Origin of the sequence: Burkholderia sp. Bp9140 (assembly GCF_003853425.1) — a bacterium.
Lineage (GTDB): Bacteria > Pseudomonadota > Gammaproteobacteria > Burkholderiales > Burkholderiaceae > Burkholderia.
This window is the reverse complement of record NZ_QTPQ01000022.1, coordinates 97,799-113,611: the sequence shown is the minus strand read 5'-3', so window position 1 is coordinate 113,611 and position 15,813 is coordinate 97,799. Positions and strand designations below refer to the sequence as shown.

The 15,813-nt window shown below is 67.3% G+C and carries 14 protein-coding genes; 7 read left to right on the top strand and 7 right to left on the bottom strand.

The features are described 5' to 3' along the window. Position 1: 1 nt before the first annotated feature. Positions 2–445: a GNAT family N-acetyltransferase gene (locus DIE21_RS19540; RefSeq protein WP_124499255.1), complete on the top strand. Its 444-nt coding sequence runs from the start codon at positions 2–4 to the stop codon at positions 443–445. A gap of 65 nt (positions 446–510) precedes the next feature. Further along, positions 511–729, top strand: a complete 219-nt coding sequence (locus DIE21_RS19535; RefSeq protein ID WP_006751720.1) for a DUF1653 domain-containing protein — start codon at positions 511–513, stop codon at positions 727–729. On the opposite strand, the gene atpC is transcribed toward DIE21_RS19535, so the two are convergent. Both atpC and atpG read right to left on the bottom strand, forming a co-directional pair. Beyond that, the gene (gene atpC / locus DIE21_RS19530; RefSeq protein WP_124499254.1) at positions 677–1,183 is read right to left on the bottom strand and encodes an ATP synthase F1 subunit epsilon; all 507 of its coding nucleotides are present in this window, start codon (positions 1,181–1,183) and stop codon (positions 677–679) included. The two genes, DIE21_RS19535 and atpC, sit on opposite strands and share 53 nt — an antisense overlap. 11 nt (positions 1,184–1,194) lie before the next feature. Next, positions 1,195–2,064 carry an ATP synthase F1 subunit gamma gene (atpG, locus tag DIE21_RS19525; protein ID WP_124499253.1) on the bottom strand — a complete coding sequence of 290 codons (870 nt, stop codon included), beginning with the start codon at positions 2,062–2,064 and terminating at the stop codon, positions 1,195–1,197. Positions 2,065–2,538: 474 nt separating this feature from the next. Between atpG and DIE21_RS19520 the strand changes: the two genes are divergently transcribed. Then, positions 2,539–3,597: an alpha/beta fold hydrolase gene (locus DIE21_RS19520; protein ID WP_260426818.1), complete on the top strand. Its 1,059-nt coding sequence runs from the start codon at positions 2,539–2,541 to the stop codon at positions 3,595–3,597. Between the two features lie 105 nt (positions 3,598–3,702). Here DIE21_RS19520 and DIE21_RS19515 read toward each other — a convergent pair whose 3' ends face one another. Continuing rightward, positions 3,703–4,914, bottom strand: coding sequence for a winged helix-turn-helix domain-containing protein (locus tag DIE21_RS19515; RefSeq protein ID WP_124499251.1), 1,212 nt, complete (start codon positions 4,912–4,914; stop codon positions 3,703–3,705). A 352-nt stretch (positions 4,915–5,266) separates the two neighbouring features. After that, positions 5,267–6,655: an MFS transporter gene (locus tag DIE21_RS19510; protein WP_124499250.1), complete on the bottom strand. Its 1,389-nt coding sequence runs from the start codon at positions 6,653–6,655 to the stop codon at positions 5,267–5,269. A gap of 330 nt (positions 6,656–6,985) precedes the next feature. On the opposite strand from DIE21_RS19510, the gene treA reads away from it, so the two are divergent. Further along, positions 6,986–8,686 (top strand): alpha,alpha-trehalase TreA, encoded by a 1,701-nt coding sequence (treA, locus tag DIE21_RS19505; protein ID WP_124499249.1) that lies wholly within the window; start codon positions 6,986–6,988, stop codon positions 8,684–8,686. A 92-nt stretch (positions 8,687–8,778) separates the two neighbouring features. Here the strand turns inward: treA and DIE21_RS19500 are convergent, their stop codons facing one another. Beyond that, the gene (locus DIE21_RS19500; RefSeq protein ID WP_124499248.1) at positions 8,779–10,266 is read right to left on the bottom strand and encodes a carbohydrate porin; all 1,488 of its coding nucleotides are present in this window, start codon (positions 10,264–10,266) and stop codon (positions 8,779–8,781) included. Between the two features lie 105 nt (positions 10,267–10,371). Further along, positions 10,372–10,641 (bottom strand): hypothetical protein, encoded by a 270-nt coding sequence (locus DIE21_RS19495; protein ID WP_124499247.1) that lies wholly within the window; start codon positions 10,639–10,641, stop codon positions 10,372–10,374. 1,064 nt (positions 10,642–11,705) lie between these two features. On the opposite strand from DIE21_RS19495, the gene DIE21_RS37280 reads away from it, so the two are divergent. Then, the gene (locus DIE21_RS37280) at positions 11,706–11,843 is read left to right on the top strand and encodes a hypothetical protein (protein ID WP_185640741.1); all 138 of its coding nucleotides are present in this window, start codon (positions 11,706–11,708) and stop codon (positions 11,841–11,843) included. Positions 11,844–11,950: 107 nt separating this feature from the next. Further along, a complete protein-coding gene (locus tag DIE21_RS19490) occupies positions 11,951–13,597 on the top strand; it encodes an Nramp family divalent metal transporter (protein WP_124499246.1) in 1,647 nt (548 codons plus the stop codon). 97 nt (positions 13,598–13,694) lie between these two features. On the opposite strand, the gene DIE21_RS19485 is transcribed toward DIE21_RS19490, so the two are convergent. Continuing rightward, on the bottom strand, positions 13,695–14,600 hold the full coding sequence (locus DIE21_RS19485) for a LuxR family transcriptional regulator (RefSeq protein WP_124499245.1): 906 nt from the start codon (positions 14,598–14,600) through the stop codon (positions 13,695–13,697). 280 nt (positions 14,601–14,880) lie between these two features. Between DIE21_RS19485 and DIE21_RS19480 the strand changes: the two genes are divergently transcribed. Continuing rightward, positions 14,881–15,714, top strand: a complete 834-nt coding sequence (locus DIE21_RS19480; protein ID WP_124499244.1) for an autoinducer binding domain-containing protein — start codon at positions 14,881–14,883, stop codon at positions 15,712–15,714. Positions 15,715–15,813: the final 99 nt, after the last annotated feature.

Here is a 15,813-nt window from a genome sequence, read left to right as displayed (position 1 = left end):
CGTGCCCGCAGCCACCCCCGCCACGCTGAGATTTTCCACCGACAAGCGCGAACTCGACATCGACGTGATCTTCGATTTCCTGCATCGCGAAGCGTACTGGTCGCAGGGTATCCCGCGCGACGTCGTCGAGCGCGCGATCGAAGGCTCGCTGTGCTTCGGCGCGTATGTCGGCGACCGGCTCGTCGGGTTTGCGCGGCTCGTGACCGACCATGCGACGTTCGCGTACCTGTGCGACGTGTTCGTCTTGCCGGCCGAACGCGGCAAGGGCCATGGCCGCGCGCTGATCGACCACGTGTTCGCGCAGCCGATGGTGCAAGGCCTGCGCCGCATCATGCTCGTGACGACCGACGCGCACGAACTGTACCGGCCGGTCGGCTTCGGGCCGTCCGCGCATCCCGAGCGGCTGATGGAGATCCGCCGCCCCGATATCTACGCGAAACGCTGACGCGGGGCGAACCCATGCGAGCGCATACAATACGCGCTTTCGTTTTTGCCGAAGGGAAGCAGATCATGACCGAACAGGAAGCCGAACAGCTCGCCACGCATCGTCATTACAAGGGCGGGCTGTATCGCTACATCGGCGTCGCCCGTCATTCCGAGACCGAGGAATCGGTGGTCGTATACGAGCATCTGTGGCCGCATGCGCGCGGCCTGTGGGTGCGGCCGGAAGCGATGTTCAACGAGAACCTGCCGGACGGCACCCCGCGGTTTCGCAAGCTGCGCGACTGAGCGCGCCCGCCGTGTCGTGCGGCGCGGACTGCTGGTGCATCGCCAGCGCGAAGAAGCGCCGGATTTCGTCCATCAACTCCGCACGCGCCGATGCGAAATCGAATGCGCGTTGGTTTTCGTGCGCGAAGCGCCGGCGCCACACGTCCGCCGCATGCCGTGCTTCGCGTGCACGCAGGTCGTCGAGTTCGGGTGTGCGCAGCGCGTGATCGGCGATCAGCGTCACGCCGTCGCGGCTGACTTCCAGCAGGCCGCCCGCGACGAGCAGGCGGCGGTGCTCGCCGCCCGGCGCGGCAACGAGCGTCACGACGCCGGGCCGCAGCCGCGTGAGCAGCTGCGCATGATGCGGGTAGATGCCGAGCTCCCCGCTTTCCCCCGGCACGACGACGAAATGTGCGTCGCCCGAATACAGCACGTCCTCCACGCTGAGGATGTCGAGCTTCATCGACGTCGGCATGTATGTCTCCTTCAAACCGCCGCCGCGCCGGCGACGATCTCGCACAGCTCGGTGGTGATCTGCGCCTGGCGCGTCTTCTGATACAGGTGCCGCAACTCGCGCAGCACGCGATCGGCATTCTCCGTCGCGGTCTGCATGCTGAACATCCGCGCGCACTGCTCGCACGCGTAATTCTCGACGACGGCCTGGTAGAGCGTCGCCTCGACGTAGCGCAGCAGCAAGGTGTCCACGGCCGGCTTCGGCGCAGGCTCATACAGATAGTCGGACGTCGCGGCGTCACCGGACGGCGCGCCGGTGGCGAGGCCGGTGATCGGCAGCACCGCGTCGATGCGCGGCGAGTACGCGAGCGGGCTCGTCAATTGGTTGTACGCGATGTGCAGCTCGTCCAGTTCGCCGTTGACGAACGCAGTGAGCGGCACGAGCAATGCGCCGAGCAGCTGCTCGAAGTGCGGCTCGGCGGCGAGGCCGCTTGCGCGGGCGGTGATGGTCGCGCCGTGGCGCATCAGCGGCGCAATACCGCGCGCGCCGATCACGCTGAGTTCGCACGCGACGCCGGCCCGGTCCCAGCGTTCGAGCGCATCCACGCATTCGACCAGCAGCCGCGTGTTGAGCGGGCCGCACAGCCCGCGATCGGTGCTGACGACGATCAGGCCGACGCGGCGCACGGGCATGCGTCTTGCCATCAGCGCGGAGACGTGGCCGGACCGGTCGCGCAGCACGCGTTCGGCCATCTCCCGGATGCGCGCCGCGTAGGGCCGGAAATCGCGCGCCCGCCGCTGCGCGCCCGCCATCTTGGTGCGGGCCATCATTTCCATCGCCTTCGTGATCTTGCGCGTGGACGAGGTACTGGTGATCTTCGAGCGGATTTCGCGGATGTGCATGGGAGGCGGGAGGCAGGTCGCCCGGTATCGCCGGTGCGCTGTGGCGACGCGATGTCGGTCGTGGGGTCGGCCGTGAGGTCGGTATCGCGCCGCGGCCATCGAACTGTCATCGCGCGATTTCATGCTATCGGGATTTCACCTGAAACGATTGACGGCGATCAAGCGATCGCGTCCGGTTACGGACCAGAATGGGTTCACCGGTCGCCGCACCGGGCGTTCGATGGCCGCTTGCCGTCAGCATCGGAAGATCGATGCACACGCATCGAAGTACGCATACGTCAAGACGGCGCTTGAGACGTGCGATTCGTCGCGGGTGCAGCGCGGACGATCGCTGTACAGCCCGGCACCCGGATTTTCCCCTTCATGTTCTACGGAGCAAGGCATTCGATGAATTCGAGCGATACCGATACCACCACGCCTGCCGCGCCCGCCACGCCGTCTGCCAACGCTCCGGCGTTGCCGATCTTCTGGCCGATGGCCGCCGCCGCTGCGATGTTCCGGCTGGGCTCGGAATTCACCGCGCGCAACCTGCGCTTCGCCGCGGAGGAGGAGAAGCTGCATTGCGAACCGCATCCGGCGCTGGCGTCGCCGAACCGCGCGCTGCTGGAACTGCGCACGATGACGTTCCGCGATTATTCGGTCGCGCCGGCGCACGGGCTGCCGACGATCGTCGAAGCGCCGTATGCGGGGCATCGGGCGATGATCGCCGACTATCAGCCGGGGCAGAGCCTGATGCAGACGCTGCGCGAGCACGGCGTGACGAACGTGTACCTGACCGACTGGCGCTCGGCGACCGAGGACATGCGGGATCTCGAGATCGACCAGTACCTGGCCGAGTTGAACGTATGCGTCGACGAGCTCGGCGGGCGCGTGAATCTCGTCGGTCTGTGCCAGGGCGGGTGGATGTCCGCGATGTATGCGGCGCGTTTTCCGCACAAGGTCGCGAGCCTCGTGCTCGCGGGCGCGCCGATCGACACGGATGCGGGCGACGGCCCGATCAAGCGGATGGCGCACGCCTGTCCGACGTCGTTCTACGAGGAACTGGTGACGATGGGCGGCGGCCTGATGCGCGGGCGTTTCATGCTGCGCGGCTGGAAGAACATGCATCCCGACCAGCACTATCTCGCCGAGCACGTCGACCTGTACGAACACCTCGACGACGCAGACTACCTGCGCAAGCGCGAAGCATTCGCGAACTGGTACGAAAGTCCGATCGATCTGCCGGGCCGCTGGTATCTGCAGGCAATCGTGCAGATCTTCAAGGAGAACCGGCTCGCGAAGGGCACGTTCGTCGCGCTCGGGCGTACGCTCGACCTGAAGGCGATCACGTGCCCCGTTTATCTGCTTGCCGGCGCTGCCGACGACATCACGACGCAGGAGCAGGTGTTTGCCGCGCAGGACCTGGTGGGGACGCCCGCCTCGCAGGTGACGCGCCAGCTCGTGCCGGGCGGGCATATCGGGCTATTCATGGGATCGCGCACGCTGAAGGACGTGTGGCCGGGCATTGCCCGCTGGATTGCCGCGAAGCGGTAGCGGCTGCACGGGGGCTGACGCGCGGTGCGCCTGCGCGTCGGCGCGGCGACAACGGTGCCGGCACGAACGCTGGCGACGGGCGAGCGGTCGCGCCGCGCCGGCAGATCAACCGCCGGCCAGCGCGCTCGCGAGCGCCGGCGGCGCATCCGCGACCGTCACCTCAGGCGTGCCATGCCACGCCGCGAGCTTCTTCACGGCCTTCGCGACGTCGGCCGCGAGCCCGCTGCCGAACCGCACGCCCGGCTCGACATGCACCGCCTTCAATTCGAACGTGCCGAGCGCGCGATGTGCTTTCGCGTCGACGCGCCCGATCAGCCGGCCGCGATGCAGCACCGGCAGGCAGAAATAGCCGTAGCGCCGCTTGTGCGCGGGCGTATAGCACTCGATCGTGTAGTCGAACCCGAACAGTGTCGATGCGCGCCGCCGGTCCCACACCACCGGATCGAACGGCGACAGCAGCGTCGTGACCGTCGAGCGCAGCGTGTCGGCCGCGGCGGCCGGCAGCAGCGCTTCGAGCGAGCGATGCACGTAGGCCGGCTCCTTCCAGCCGGCGATCTCCACCGGAATCAGCTCGCCCGCGACCGCGAGCTGGTCGAGCTCCGCGCGGTACGGACGGCGCGGCAGCCGGTAGTAATCGGCCACCCAGTCCGCGCGCACGACGCCGAGCGCGCGGCACGTATGGTCGAGCAGCGCGGGCAGCACCGCGTCGCGCGGCGGCAGGTCGCGCGCGTCGTCCCAGCCGGGCAGCACGCGTTCGCGCACGTCGTAGATGCGCTGGAAATTGCGGCGCTCGGACACCATCAGCTCGCCGGTCGTGAACAGCACTTCGAGGTGCTTTTTCTCGGGCTTGCGGTCCCACCATCCGTTGCCCTTCACGCCGTCCTCGCGGACGAAATCCGCCGACCGCACGGGGCCTTCGTCGCGAATCCGCGCGAGCAGCCGCTCGATGTCCGCGCGGTTCCGCTCGTGCCATTCGGCCGCGTATTTCCAGCCCATCCCGGATGGATCGAGCATCTTGTAGCGCATCAGCCCGAATTGCTCGACCGGCAGGAAGCACGCTTCGTGCGACCAGTATTCGAACAGGCGGGCCTCGGCGAGATGTTCGTCGAGCCACCGCGGGGCAAAGTCGCCGAGACGGCTGAACAGCACGAGATACGGGCTGCGCGCGACGACATGAATGGTATCGATCTGCAACTGCGCCATTCGGCGGATCGTGTCGAGCACGTCGGCCTTGGTGGCCTTGCGGCGGGGCGGGGTCAGCAGGCCCTGCGCGGCGAGATGCAGCGCGCGGGCGGCGGCGGGCGAGAGCGTAAGCATCGGAGCGGCTGCTGAGGGTGGCGGTCGGGCACCACTTTAGCGCGAAAGCGGCGCACGTGTGCGATGCGCACGCGCGCGCGCCGCGTCTGACAATGCTTGACAGATGCGCGGCGCGACTTTCCCTATAGTGCGGACATGGCGCGACGCAATGTGCGCGCACCGATTCCGCTTCCGACGCACATATGTCAATGGCACGCAGGAAGCAGATCTGGGATTCTCAACCCCCAACGAGAGACCCGGAGCCCTGAGCGGACATCCATGCGGCTGTGCACCGGCCCCGTGTGGATGTCCGCTGATTTTTTTTGTTTTCCGGTTTTTTCGGTCGACTGCCTGTTCCCGCCAGCCAGCCCGTTCATTGCCGCTTGCCGCGCGCGACTTCGTCGCCGGCGCCGGGCGGCAGCCGCCGCGTGATCGGAATCGACGCGAACGAACACAGCCCGACCACGACGAACGCGGGCCAGAAATCCGACCACACCATCGTCTGATGGCCCTGCAGCCAGTGCGACACGTGCAGCACGAGGCCGGCGACCGTCACGCCGAGCCCGAGCGACATCTGCTGCACGACGCTGCCGAGGCTCGTCGCGCGGCCCGCGTCGGCTTGCGAGATATCCGCGTAGATCATCGAATTCAGGCTCGTGAACTGCAGCGCGGGGAAGATGCCGCCGACCAGCACGATGGTCCAGATCGCCCAGGTCGCCATGCCCGGATGGAACAGGCCGTACGCGGCGATCGCCAGCCCCGCGAACGCGGCGTTGTAGATCAGCACCGTGCGAAAGCCGAAGCGGCGCAGCGTATGGGTGGCCGTCGAGCGGCTCATCGCACCGCCGAGCGCGGACGCGCAGGTGATCAGCCCGGAGTGGAACGCGCTCATCCCGAGGCCTTCCTGCAGTGCCAGCGGCAACAGGAACGGCACCGCGCCGAGGCCGATGCGGAACAGCGATCCGCCGACCACGCTCGCGTGGTAGGTCGGGATCTTCAGGAAGCTGAGGTCGAGCACCGGACGCGCCTTGCGGCGCGCGTACGGCACGTAGAGCGCGAGCATCACCGCGCCGGCCGCGCACATCATGAGCGCGTTGGCGCGCGACGTGAGCGAGCCGTCGATCAGCGTGAGGCCCATCAGCAGCAGCGCGGCGCCGCTTGCCGACAGCAGGAAGCCGAACCAGTCGAGCGGCCCGGGATCGGGCTCGTGCGTGTTCGCGATGTGCTTGCTCGCCAGGTAGATCCCGTAGATGCCGATCGGCACGTTGATGAAGAAGATCATCCGCCAGTGCAGGTAGGTCGTGATGAAGCCGCCGACGAGCGGCCCGACGGTCGGCCCGAACAGCGCGGGAATCGCGAGGTAGTTCATCGCGCGCACGAGATCGGAGCGCGGCACCGCGCGGAAGATGATGATCCGGCCGACCGGCACCATCATCGCGCCGCCGACGCCTTGCACGAAGCGCGCGAACGTGAGCACGCCGAGGGAATTCGAGGCCGCGCACATCAGCGAGCCGGCGACGAAGATGCCGATCGCGGTGCGGAATACGGAGCGCGCGCTGAAGCGGTCGGCGAGCCATCCGCAGATCGGGATGAAGACGCCGAGGCCGACCACGTAGGCCGTGATCGCAATGTTCAGTGTGACGGGATTGTGCCCGAAGTCCCTCGCCATCGCGGGCAGTGCGGTGACGATGATGTTTGCGTCGACGCTTTCCATGAACAACGCACAGGCAACGATGAGCGGTGCTAGAAAGACGGGCGACATGGGCAGGGCGCGCGGTAAAGTCGCCATTATGCCCACAATGTGGTCGTTGCGTCACGTGAGACAACGCTTGTTCCGCATGTTGCAACGGTCGTTCCTGTTGCCGTGCCGGCAAAAAGAGACGACTGCCGTGCCGTCGCAATGCATGACATGACCTGTGACGCAGCCGAGCAGGCACGGAACCGAAACTTGCGTGCGATGCGCCTTTCGTGCGACAGTCGGAACTCATCTGCGGAATACAACGACGCGCATCGATCGACGGCCATCGAGACGAGCGCACGCGCGAACGAGACCCCTGCCGATCCACTCACCATCGAAAGGAGGGGACACGTCATGACGTCACGTCGTGCCGCATCGACCGCATCGCATCCTGCCTCGCACTCGCACTCGCCCATGCCCGCGCCGCGCCTGCGCTGGGCGGCCGTCATGGCCATCGCGTACCTGGCCGTCGCCGGCTGCGCGGCGCAAGCCGACAGCGCGAATCACGCGGCCGCGCAGGCGGCCGGCCAGTCCGCCGCGCCGGCCTCGGCGGCGCTCGCGAGCCCGGCCTCCGGCAGCACGCTGCTGCCGCCGCCGAGCCAGCTCTACGGCGACCTGTTCGTCGCGGTGCAGACCGCGCAGCGCTATCCCGACCAGAAGACCTTCGTCGACGCGACGCCCGATACCGATCCGGCGACGATCATGCAGTTGTATCAGCAACAGAAGTCGCAGCCGGGCTTCTCGCTGAAGGCGTTCGTCGACCAGCATTTCACGCCGCCGCCGAACCAGACGCTGCGCCAGCACATCGACTGGCTGTGGCCGCAGCTCACGCGCACCAGTGCGACCGTGCCGCCGTACAGCTCGCTGATCCCGATGCCGAAGCCGTACGTGGTGCCGGGCGGGCGCTTCCGCGAAGGCTACTACTGGGATACCTATTTCACGATGCTCGGGCTGCAGGTATCGGGGCGCGAGGATCTCGTCGACGACATGCTCGACAACTTCGCACATCTGATCGATACGATCGGGCACATCCCGAACGGCAACCGCACGTACTACGCGAGCCGCTCGCAGCCGCCGTTCTTCGCGTACATGGTCACGCTCGCCGCGCAGGCCGAAGGCGACAAGGTCTACCAGAAATACCTGCCGGCGCTGCGCAAGGAGCATGCGTACTGGATGCAGGGCGAAACCACGACGCCGCGCGGGCAGGCCGCGCGGCACGTGGTCGCGATGCCGGACGGCGCGGTGCTGAACCGCTACTGGGACGCGAGCGACACGCCGCGCGACGAGTCGTATCGCGAGGACGTGACGACCGCGAAGGCCGTGCCGGATCGCCCCGCGAACGAGGTGTACCGCGACCTGCGCGCGGGCGCCGAAAGCGGCTGGGACTACAGCTCGCGCTGGTTCGGCGACGGCAAGACGCTCGCGACGATCCGCACGACGTCGATCGTGCCGGTCGACCTGAACAGCCTGATGTTCCATCTCGAGAGGACGATCGTGAAGGGCTGCACGGTCACGCACGACGTCGCATGCGTCGCGGACTTTTCCGGGCGGGCGGCGCGCCGCGCGGCCGCGATCAACCACTATCTGTGGAACCGTCACGGCTATTACGGCGACTACGACTGGCCGTTGCGCAAGCCGCGCGACGGCGTGACGGCCGCGACGCTGTATCCGCTGTTTACCGGCGTCGCATGGCCCGAGCGCGCGAAGGCGACCGCGCGCGAGGTGCGCAAGACACTGCTGCAGCCGGGCGGTCTCGCGACGACGACCGAGAACACGGGCCAGCAATGGGACGCGCCGAACGGCTGGGCGCCGCTGCAGTGGATCGCGATCGAAGGGCTGCGCCGTTACGGCGAACCGGCGCTCGCGAAGGACATCGGCACGCGCTTCCTGGCCGACGTGAAGCATGTGTATGCGACCGAAGGCAAGCTCGTCGAGAAGTACGTGGTCGAGGGGGCCGGCGAGGGCGGCGGCGGTGGCGGCGAATATCCGCTGCAGGACGGCTTCGGCTGGACCAACGGCGTCACGCTGAAACTGCTCGGGCTGTACGGCGAGTGAGAGGCCGCGTGCGTCGCACGCAGGCACTTGAATGCACACGGGCCGGACCGCCGCGCACGCGGTAGTCCGGCCCGTGTCGCATGCGCTGTGCGTCAGAACGTGATCGTCGTGCGCACGCCGAGCACCGTTTCGTCGCCGATGCGCGCGCCGGCCGCGTTCGGGTTCGGGATCCCGCCGCCCGGCCGGAAGAAATGCTGCAGGTCGGCCTGCAACTGCCACCACGGCGTGACCTGGTACTGGTAGGTCGCCTCGATCACCGTTTCCGCGCGGCGCACCGGATAGCCGGGTGTCGTGTAGGCGCCGGTGTCGCCGTCGAGCGCACGCGCATGCGAGCCGATCTTCGCGTAGCCGACCGCGATGCCGGCCGTATCGTTGTCGCGGCCCTTGAACGGCGCCTTGAGCGTCACGCCCGCATTCGCCGCGAAATCGACGACGTTGCGATCGCCCGGCGCGCCCATCACGCGCGCGAACACGCCGACCGAGCGCGGGCTGTCGGCCGACGGCCGCCACACCATCTGGTCCGCGACCGCATAGAAACCGTAGTTGCCGCGATGCGTGGCGGGAATCCCGTTGCTGGCCGGATTCGCGAGCGACAGCCCGTCCGTGCCGACGCGCGGGTCGTTCGCGTGCTGCGACTGATACCAGAAGCCGAGCTTGTACGTGCCCGGCAGGCCGGCCGGTTGCGGCGCCTTCGGATCGGCGGGCGCCGCGTTCAGCGCGTACTGGAGTTCGCCGATCACGAACGCGCCGCTGCGCAGGTTGAAGTTGGTGCCGTGCGCGTTCAGCGCCTGCGCGTCGCCGTCGCTGCGGCCGGCCGGGTTGCCGTCGAACACGCCGACCAGCGCGGTCCACGCGTCGGCCGGCTTCACGCGCAGCCGCACGCCGAGCGACGACAGCGGATACGCGGGGCCGCCGGCCGGCAGGTCGGTCGCCGGCAGAACGGGCCAGCCGAACGTCGCGTTCATGAACGTCGCCGCGTACTGGCTCACCATGAATTCCTGGTCGACGCTCTGCTGGCCGACCTTCACGTCGGCCTTGCCGTCGAGAAACGCCTGCTGGTACCAGAGCTCCCACAGTCGCGTGGTCGAATTCGCCTCGATGCCGGTCGCGGTCTGCAGCGTCTGCAGATAGCGCTGCGTGAGGTTGGTGCCGTGGATCTGCAGCCCCGACACGTTGAACGTGCCGCCCGGCAGCCCGACCGCCTTTTCCGTATCGACGTTGAAGCCGAATTGCGTGAGGCCCTGGTACGCGCCGCCGCGATTCGTGCCGCCCGCGGCGTTGTACAGGTATTCGCTGGTTTCCTGCAGGCTCAGCGTGACGCCGTGGTCGCCGAGGACGTCGCGCAGGCCGCCCATGTTGCCGAGCAGGTTCGAGCGCTCCAGGAAACCGGTTGGGGCGGGCGCGGCAGCATCGGCGGCCTGCGTGGGGGCGGTGTCGCTGGCACCGGCCGCCGGTTCGGCAGCAGTGGCTGGCAACGACGATTGTGCGATTGCGGGTGCAGCGGCGGCGAGCGACAGCAACAGCGTTGCGAGCGCATCGAGACGTGGTTTGCGCGGCGCGGGTTCGAAGCGATTCTTCATGCGGGCTCCGTTGTTTGATTGTCTGGTTGGCTGAGGAAGTGGAGGCGTGAGGCGGTGGCATGGGCGCGGGCGGCGCGTGGGCGCACGGCCGCTCGGCGCCGACGCTTACGGCAGCCAGCCGCCGATACGCCACACCTGCGTGAAGCCGAGGCGCGACGCCGCCGTGCAGAGCAGCGCGACGAGCGCGATGGCGGCCGCCACCGCGCCGGCCAGCACGCAGTCGAGCGGGCGGGGTGCCGCCGGCATGTGCGCGAGCGCGCTGCCGCGCCAGTTGCTGAATGTTCGGGCGAGCGGCGACAGGGTCGAAACGCCCGAGCGGCCGCACACGACGTGTACGCGTCGCTTGAGTCTGGCTGCGAACGATTGAAAGAACATGACGTACCTCCGTCCGGTCCGGCGAATGCTGGACGACGTGATCGAGCGCGGGCGCATGAAGCGACCTGCGATCGGCGGTTGGAACGTAACGGAGCGTGCGACGGACGAACCGGCGATGCCGACCCGGGAGGACGCGCGCTAACCCGACGAATGCGAGCTAGCGGCACCGACATGCTGGCTGCTATCTCGCGATGGCTTGGCCGGCCTGGACCGGCGTCGAACTGCAACTGGAGCATGTGTCCACGGAGGGACTCCCTTGATGAATTGGGGCGGATTGTAGTCGCGAGTTTTGCTGCGGAGCAAGCAAAAAAGGCAGCGATGTTGCGCATTTCTGACCGGCAGTGCCGCCGCAGCCGGGCTGGTCGATGTCCGGCACAGTGTCCCGCCGGCGGCTCGCGGCGACTGTTGCTCGCACGCATCGGCGGCACGCGCCCGCCCGTGCGCTGAAAGGTTGCGGCGCGTCATTCCGGGCGCAAATCTTTCAGCGTGCGAGTGCCGGAAAAAATATTCCCCGGAGGGCGTGCCAAAGGGTTGACTTCCGTTTCGGCCGGTCCATAGAATCCGCCATCTTCACTCTTGGGGCCGCCGCCTTGGACGCCTGCAGTAGTCGATCTTCGAACCAAGTTTCCGCCTGAGCGACCGACGTCCGCGCCTCATCGAAGCCGCCGTTTGTCCCCCAGGCAAACGGTGCGCGCAGCAGTATTCCGCAGCAACTCCCTACGTGCACCCTGATTCGCTCCGGTTAGCGTGATGCGTTTGCGCATGCGTCATCCGGTTTCGCCGCCGCCCGGTGCGCGGCCGCGTTCGCGCATGCGTGTCGCATGCACCCGAATGGCGGTCCGCGCGCCGGACGGCGGTCAATCGTGTTTTCCGGAACACCGCACAGGAGCCGCCATGAACGACAGTGACAGTTGTCCCTTATGCCCGTTGCATCGACAGACCCTTTCGAACCCGGGTCGCAGGGACATTCCGGCCGACTAGCCTGACACGTCGTTCAGGCCCCGGACTGGCCCCGCGCCCACCACGCGGCCGGCACGCATGCCGTCGCCGCCAGGAGCCAGACCATGAACTTCGGCCTTCTGTTGTCGAATCTCCCGCAGCTCGTGCAACCGCGTTTGTACGACGACGCGATGCCGATGCTCGACGCTCGTCCGCGCGTGTTCTCCCGTTTGTTCACCCGGGTGAAATCGTTGCTCTGCTGAACTGACACGCCGAGCGCGTCTCGGCATGCGCACGCGGGCCCGTTCCGCGCGCGTATGCCAAGGCCACACGCTTGGCCGGATAAAAAACCAGCCGTACGGAATTCATCATGTCCACGCCATCCAACGTCTCTCCACCGATCGCCGTCGAGCGCAGCGCGGTGCTCGACGAAGCCCACCTCGGCGACATCCGCGGTGCCCTCGGCACGATCTCGCATCACGACACCGCCGCGCGCGGCACGTGGTGGGCGCGCTTGCGCACGCTGCTCGCGATCATCGGCCCCGGCCTGATCGTGATGGTCGGCGACAACGACGCCGGCGCATTCGGCACCTATACGCAGGCGGGCCAGAACTACGGCACGACGCTGCTGTGGACGCTGTTGCTGCTCGTGCCGGTGCTGTACGTGAACCAGGAAATGGTGCTGCGCCTCGGCGCGGTCACCGGCGTCGGCCATGCGCGCCTGATCTTCGAGCGCTTCGGCAAGTTCTGGGGCGCGTTCAGCGTGATCGACCTGTTCCTGCTCAACGCGCTGACGATCGTCACCGAGTTCATCGGCATCACGTTCGTGCTGGCTTTCTTCGGGCTCCCGAAGGTCGCGGGCGTGTGCGTGGCCGCCGCGCTGACGATGGCGGCGGTGAGTACCGGCGACTTCCGGCGCTTCGAGCGGTTCGCGATCGGGCTGTGCGTGCTGAGCCTGCTGCTCGTGCCGGTGCTCGTGTCGATCCACCCGCCGGTGTCGCAGATGTCGCGCGACTTCTTCGTGCCGAACTGGCCCGCGCACACGAGGTTGTCCGACGTGATGCTGCTCGTGATCGGCATCGTCGGCACGACGGTCGCGCCATGGCAGCTGTTCTTCCAGCAGAGCTACGTGATCGACAAGCGCATCACGCCGCGCTTCATGAAGTACGAGAAGATCGACCTGTGGATCGGCATCGCGTTCGTGCTGATCGGCGCGGTCGCGATGATCGGCTTCAGCGCCGCGCTGTTCGGCGGTCATCCGGAAGCGGGCAACTTCACCGATGCGGGCGGCGTGATCGCGGGCCTCGAGCGGTATGCGGGCCGCACGAGCGCGACGCTGTTCGCGGTCGCGCTGCTCGACGCATGCATCATCGGCGCGGCGGCGGTGTCGCTGTCGACCGCGTACGCGATCGGCGACGTGTTCAAGATCCGTCATTCGCTGCATCGCGGCGTGTCGGATGCGAAGGGCTTCTACCTCGTCTACTTCGGGATCGTCGCGGCCGCTGCCGCGCTCGTGCTGATCCCGGGCAGCCCGCTCGGCCTGCTGACCGAAGCGGTGCAGACGCTCGCGGGCGTGCTGCTGCCGAGCGCGACGGTGTTCCTGCTCGTGCTCTGCAACGACCGCCAGGTGCTCGGTCCGTGGGTCAACTCGACGAAGCTCAACGTGTTCACGGGCGCGGTGATCTGGGTGCTCGTGCTGCTGTCGATCATCCTGACCGCGTCGGTGATGTATCCGGACATCAGCGGCGAAGCGATCGTCGACGTGCTGGTCGGCGGCACGGTGCTCGCGATCGCGGGTTATCTCGCGACGGTGCTGATCCGCCGCAACAAGCGCGTCGTCGAGCCGGGCATCGATCGCGCGCTGCGCGACACGTGGCGCATGCCGCCGCTCGATTCGCTCGAGCCGCAGAACATGACGGTCGCGACGCGCGTCTGGATGGCCGTGCTGCGCGGCTATCTGGTGATCGCGGTCGGTCTCGTGATCGTCAAGGTCGTGCAGATGACGCTGCTGAAGTAACGGCGCCCGTCCGGCACGAAGCGGCGCCGCGCCGCAACCCGAACATGCCGGCCCGCGAGGCCGGCATGTTCGTTTGCGCGGGTGCGTCGTGCGGGCGTCAGATCAGCTCGAGCTTGGACGTCAGGTACGTGAGCTGGATCCGGTTCGCGACGCCGAAGCGCTTGCGCAGCTTGCGCAGGTGATAGTCGACGTTGTGCGCGCTGGTGTCGAGGCGCCGGCCGATCTCCTTGTCGGATGCGCCTTCCGCGATGCCGAGCAGCAGTTCCTGCTCAAACGGCGTGAGCCCGTTGACCGTGCGCTCGCGCGACGTCGCGATCAGTTGCGGTGACGCGAACTTGTGCACCGACAGCCCGATCGACAGCGCCTGCTCGATCGTCGCCGGCGTGATCCACTCGCGCGTGCGGCGCGGTGCGGTGAAGCTCATGAACGCGTGCAGCCGCGTACCGGGCACGGCCATCGAATACATGATGCCGCTGCACATGCCGTCGTCCTGCATGGTCTGCAGGAAGCCGTCGAGCGCGGCCGGTGTCACGCACGGGCCGTCGACGCGCGCGCGGTGTTCGCGGCGCAGCTGCTGCAGGTCCCACACGATCGGCATGTTGCACACGCGTGCGTCGAGCGTGCGCGGATCGATGTCGTGATGGTTGTGCCGCACGTAGTCGCCGCGGTAGGTGGTCGGCGTGAACGCTTCGTGCAGGTAGAGGCTTTCGACGCGCTCTCGCGAGAATTCGAGCGCGAAATACGCGAACGTCGAGAAGCCTGTCAGGTGCAGCAGGCTTGCGACGATCCGGTTGCGTTCCGCGGTGCTCTGCGCGTGCGCGAGCGTATCCGCGACGCCGAGCTTCGGCGCGTTAGGTTGCGCGATGTCGCCGCGCTTGACGTCATCGCACCAGACGACCTGCACCGGGCGCTCTCTCGACGCGTCGGCGCAGGCGACCGTCCGCCGGGGCGGACGGGACAAGGTTGGGGCGACCGCTTCTTCATGCAATGCAATATCGGACATGAGCCATCCCTCGGAATCGACGCGCATCGCGTGGCGGCAGCCGTGTCGTGCACGGCGCTCGCGACGGTGCGATCGAGCATCTTTATGATATGCGCAGATCGTCATCCAGACGAAACGCGGGGGCATTGTACAAAAATGCCAGTGTGCGCGTAATATGCCGTAATACTAATGCGGGCGAAAGGTTCATATTCGCACTGCTATAGAGACGACCAGAAAATCATAAAGAAAAGACCAGAGCGTGACGGGGCAAGTTCACATATTGGGAAAGGGTGGGCTCCTCATGACATATGCTGACGACGCGCCACGCGTCGAGTGGTTTTCGCAAGCGGATATCGCGGCCGCTGCCGCTTATTCGAAAGAAATTCATGCAATCGAGCGCGACGTTTTTACCGGCATTCAAATCGCGCCCGGTAAATCCGACCTGGCTGCCGTCGATTTCGCCCAATGCCATGCCCGATTGCGGCAAATCGGTTTCAGCACGCTCGGCTACGGTGCGTACGAGATGATCGGGCGACGCATCCTGTGCGCGCATCTGCTGCGCGACCTCGCGCCCGCGACGTTCATGCAGCCGTATATCGAGGGCATGCTCTACGAGAGCGACCCGCGTTTCGCGCAGGTGCGGCAGAGCGGCTTTCCGGTCGCGTGGCGGCTCGACGAGATCGAGTCGGCCGCGCAGGGCAGCGGCGATCGCAAGGTACTCGCGCTGGCCGGCCATTTGCGTGCGCATGCAATGAACAGCGGCGTGATCTTCAGCCTGTCGGCGCCGCGGCTCGACCTGCGCGTCGCGGTGAACGTGACGTCGGAAGCCCACGGCACCGAGTGGATCGGCGATCGCGTGATCGGCGGCGCGCTGTCGGTGAGTCTCGCCGTGCATCGCGTCGCGCTGCCGTTTCTCGAGGCGCGCATCGCGCGCATGCGCGGCTTCGCGCTCGGCGACGAACAGCAGCAGGTGCTCGAGCGCCTCGTGCACGGCCTGTCCGACCAGGAGATCGCTAGCGCGCTGCGCACGTCGCTGCACAAGGTCGGCCACCATATCCGTTCGCTCGAAAAACTCTTCAACGTCCAGAACCGCGCGCAGCTCGCGTATCTCGCCGGACGCCGCCTGGAGCACTGACCCGTTCCGCCCGCGCGGCGCCCGCCGCGTGATGGAAGCGGTTCCGGCGACGCGCGCGCACAGGCGCCGCCGGGTTTCGTAGTCCGATCCGATCGCCGC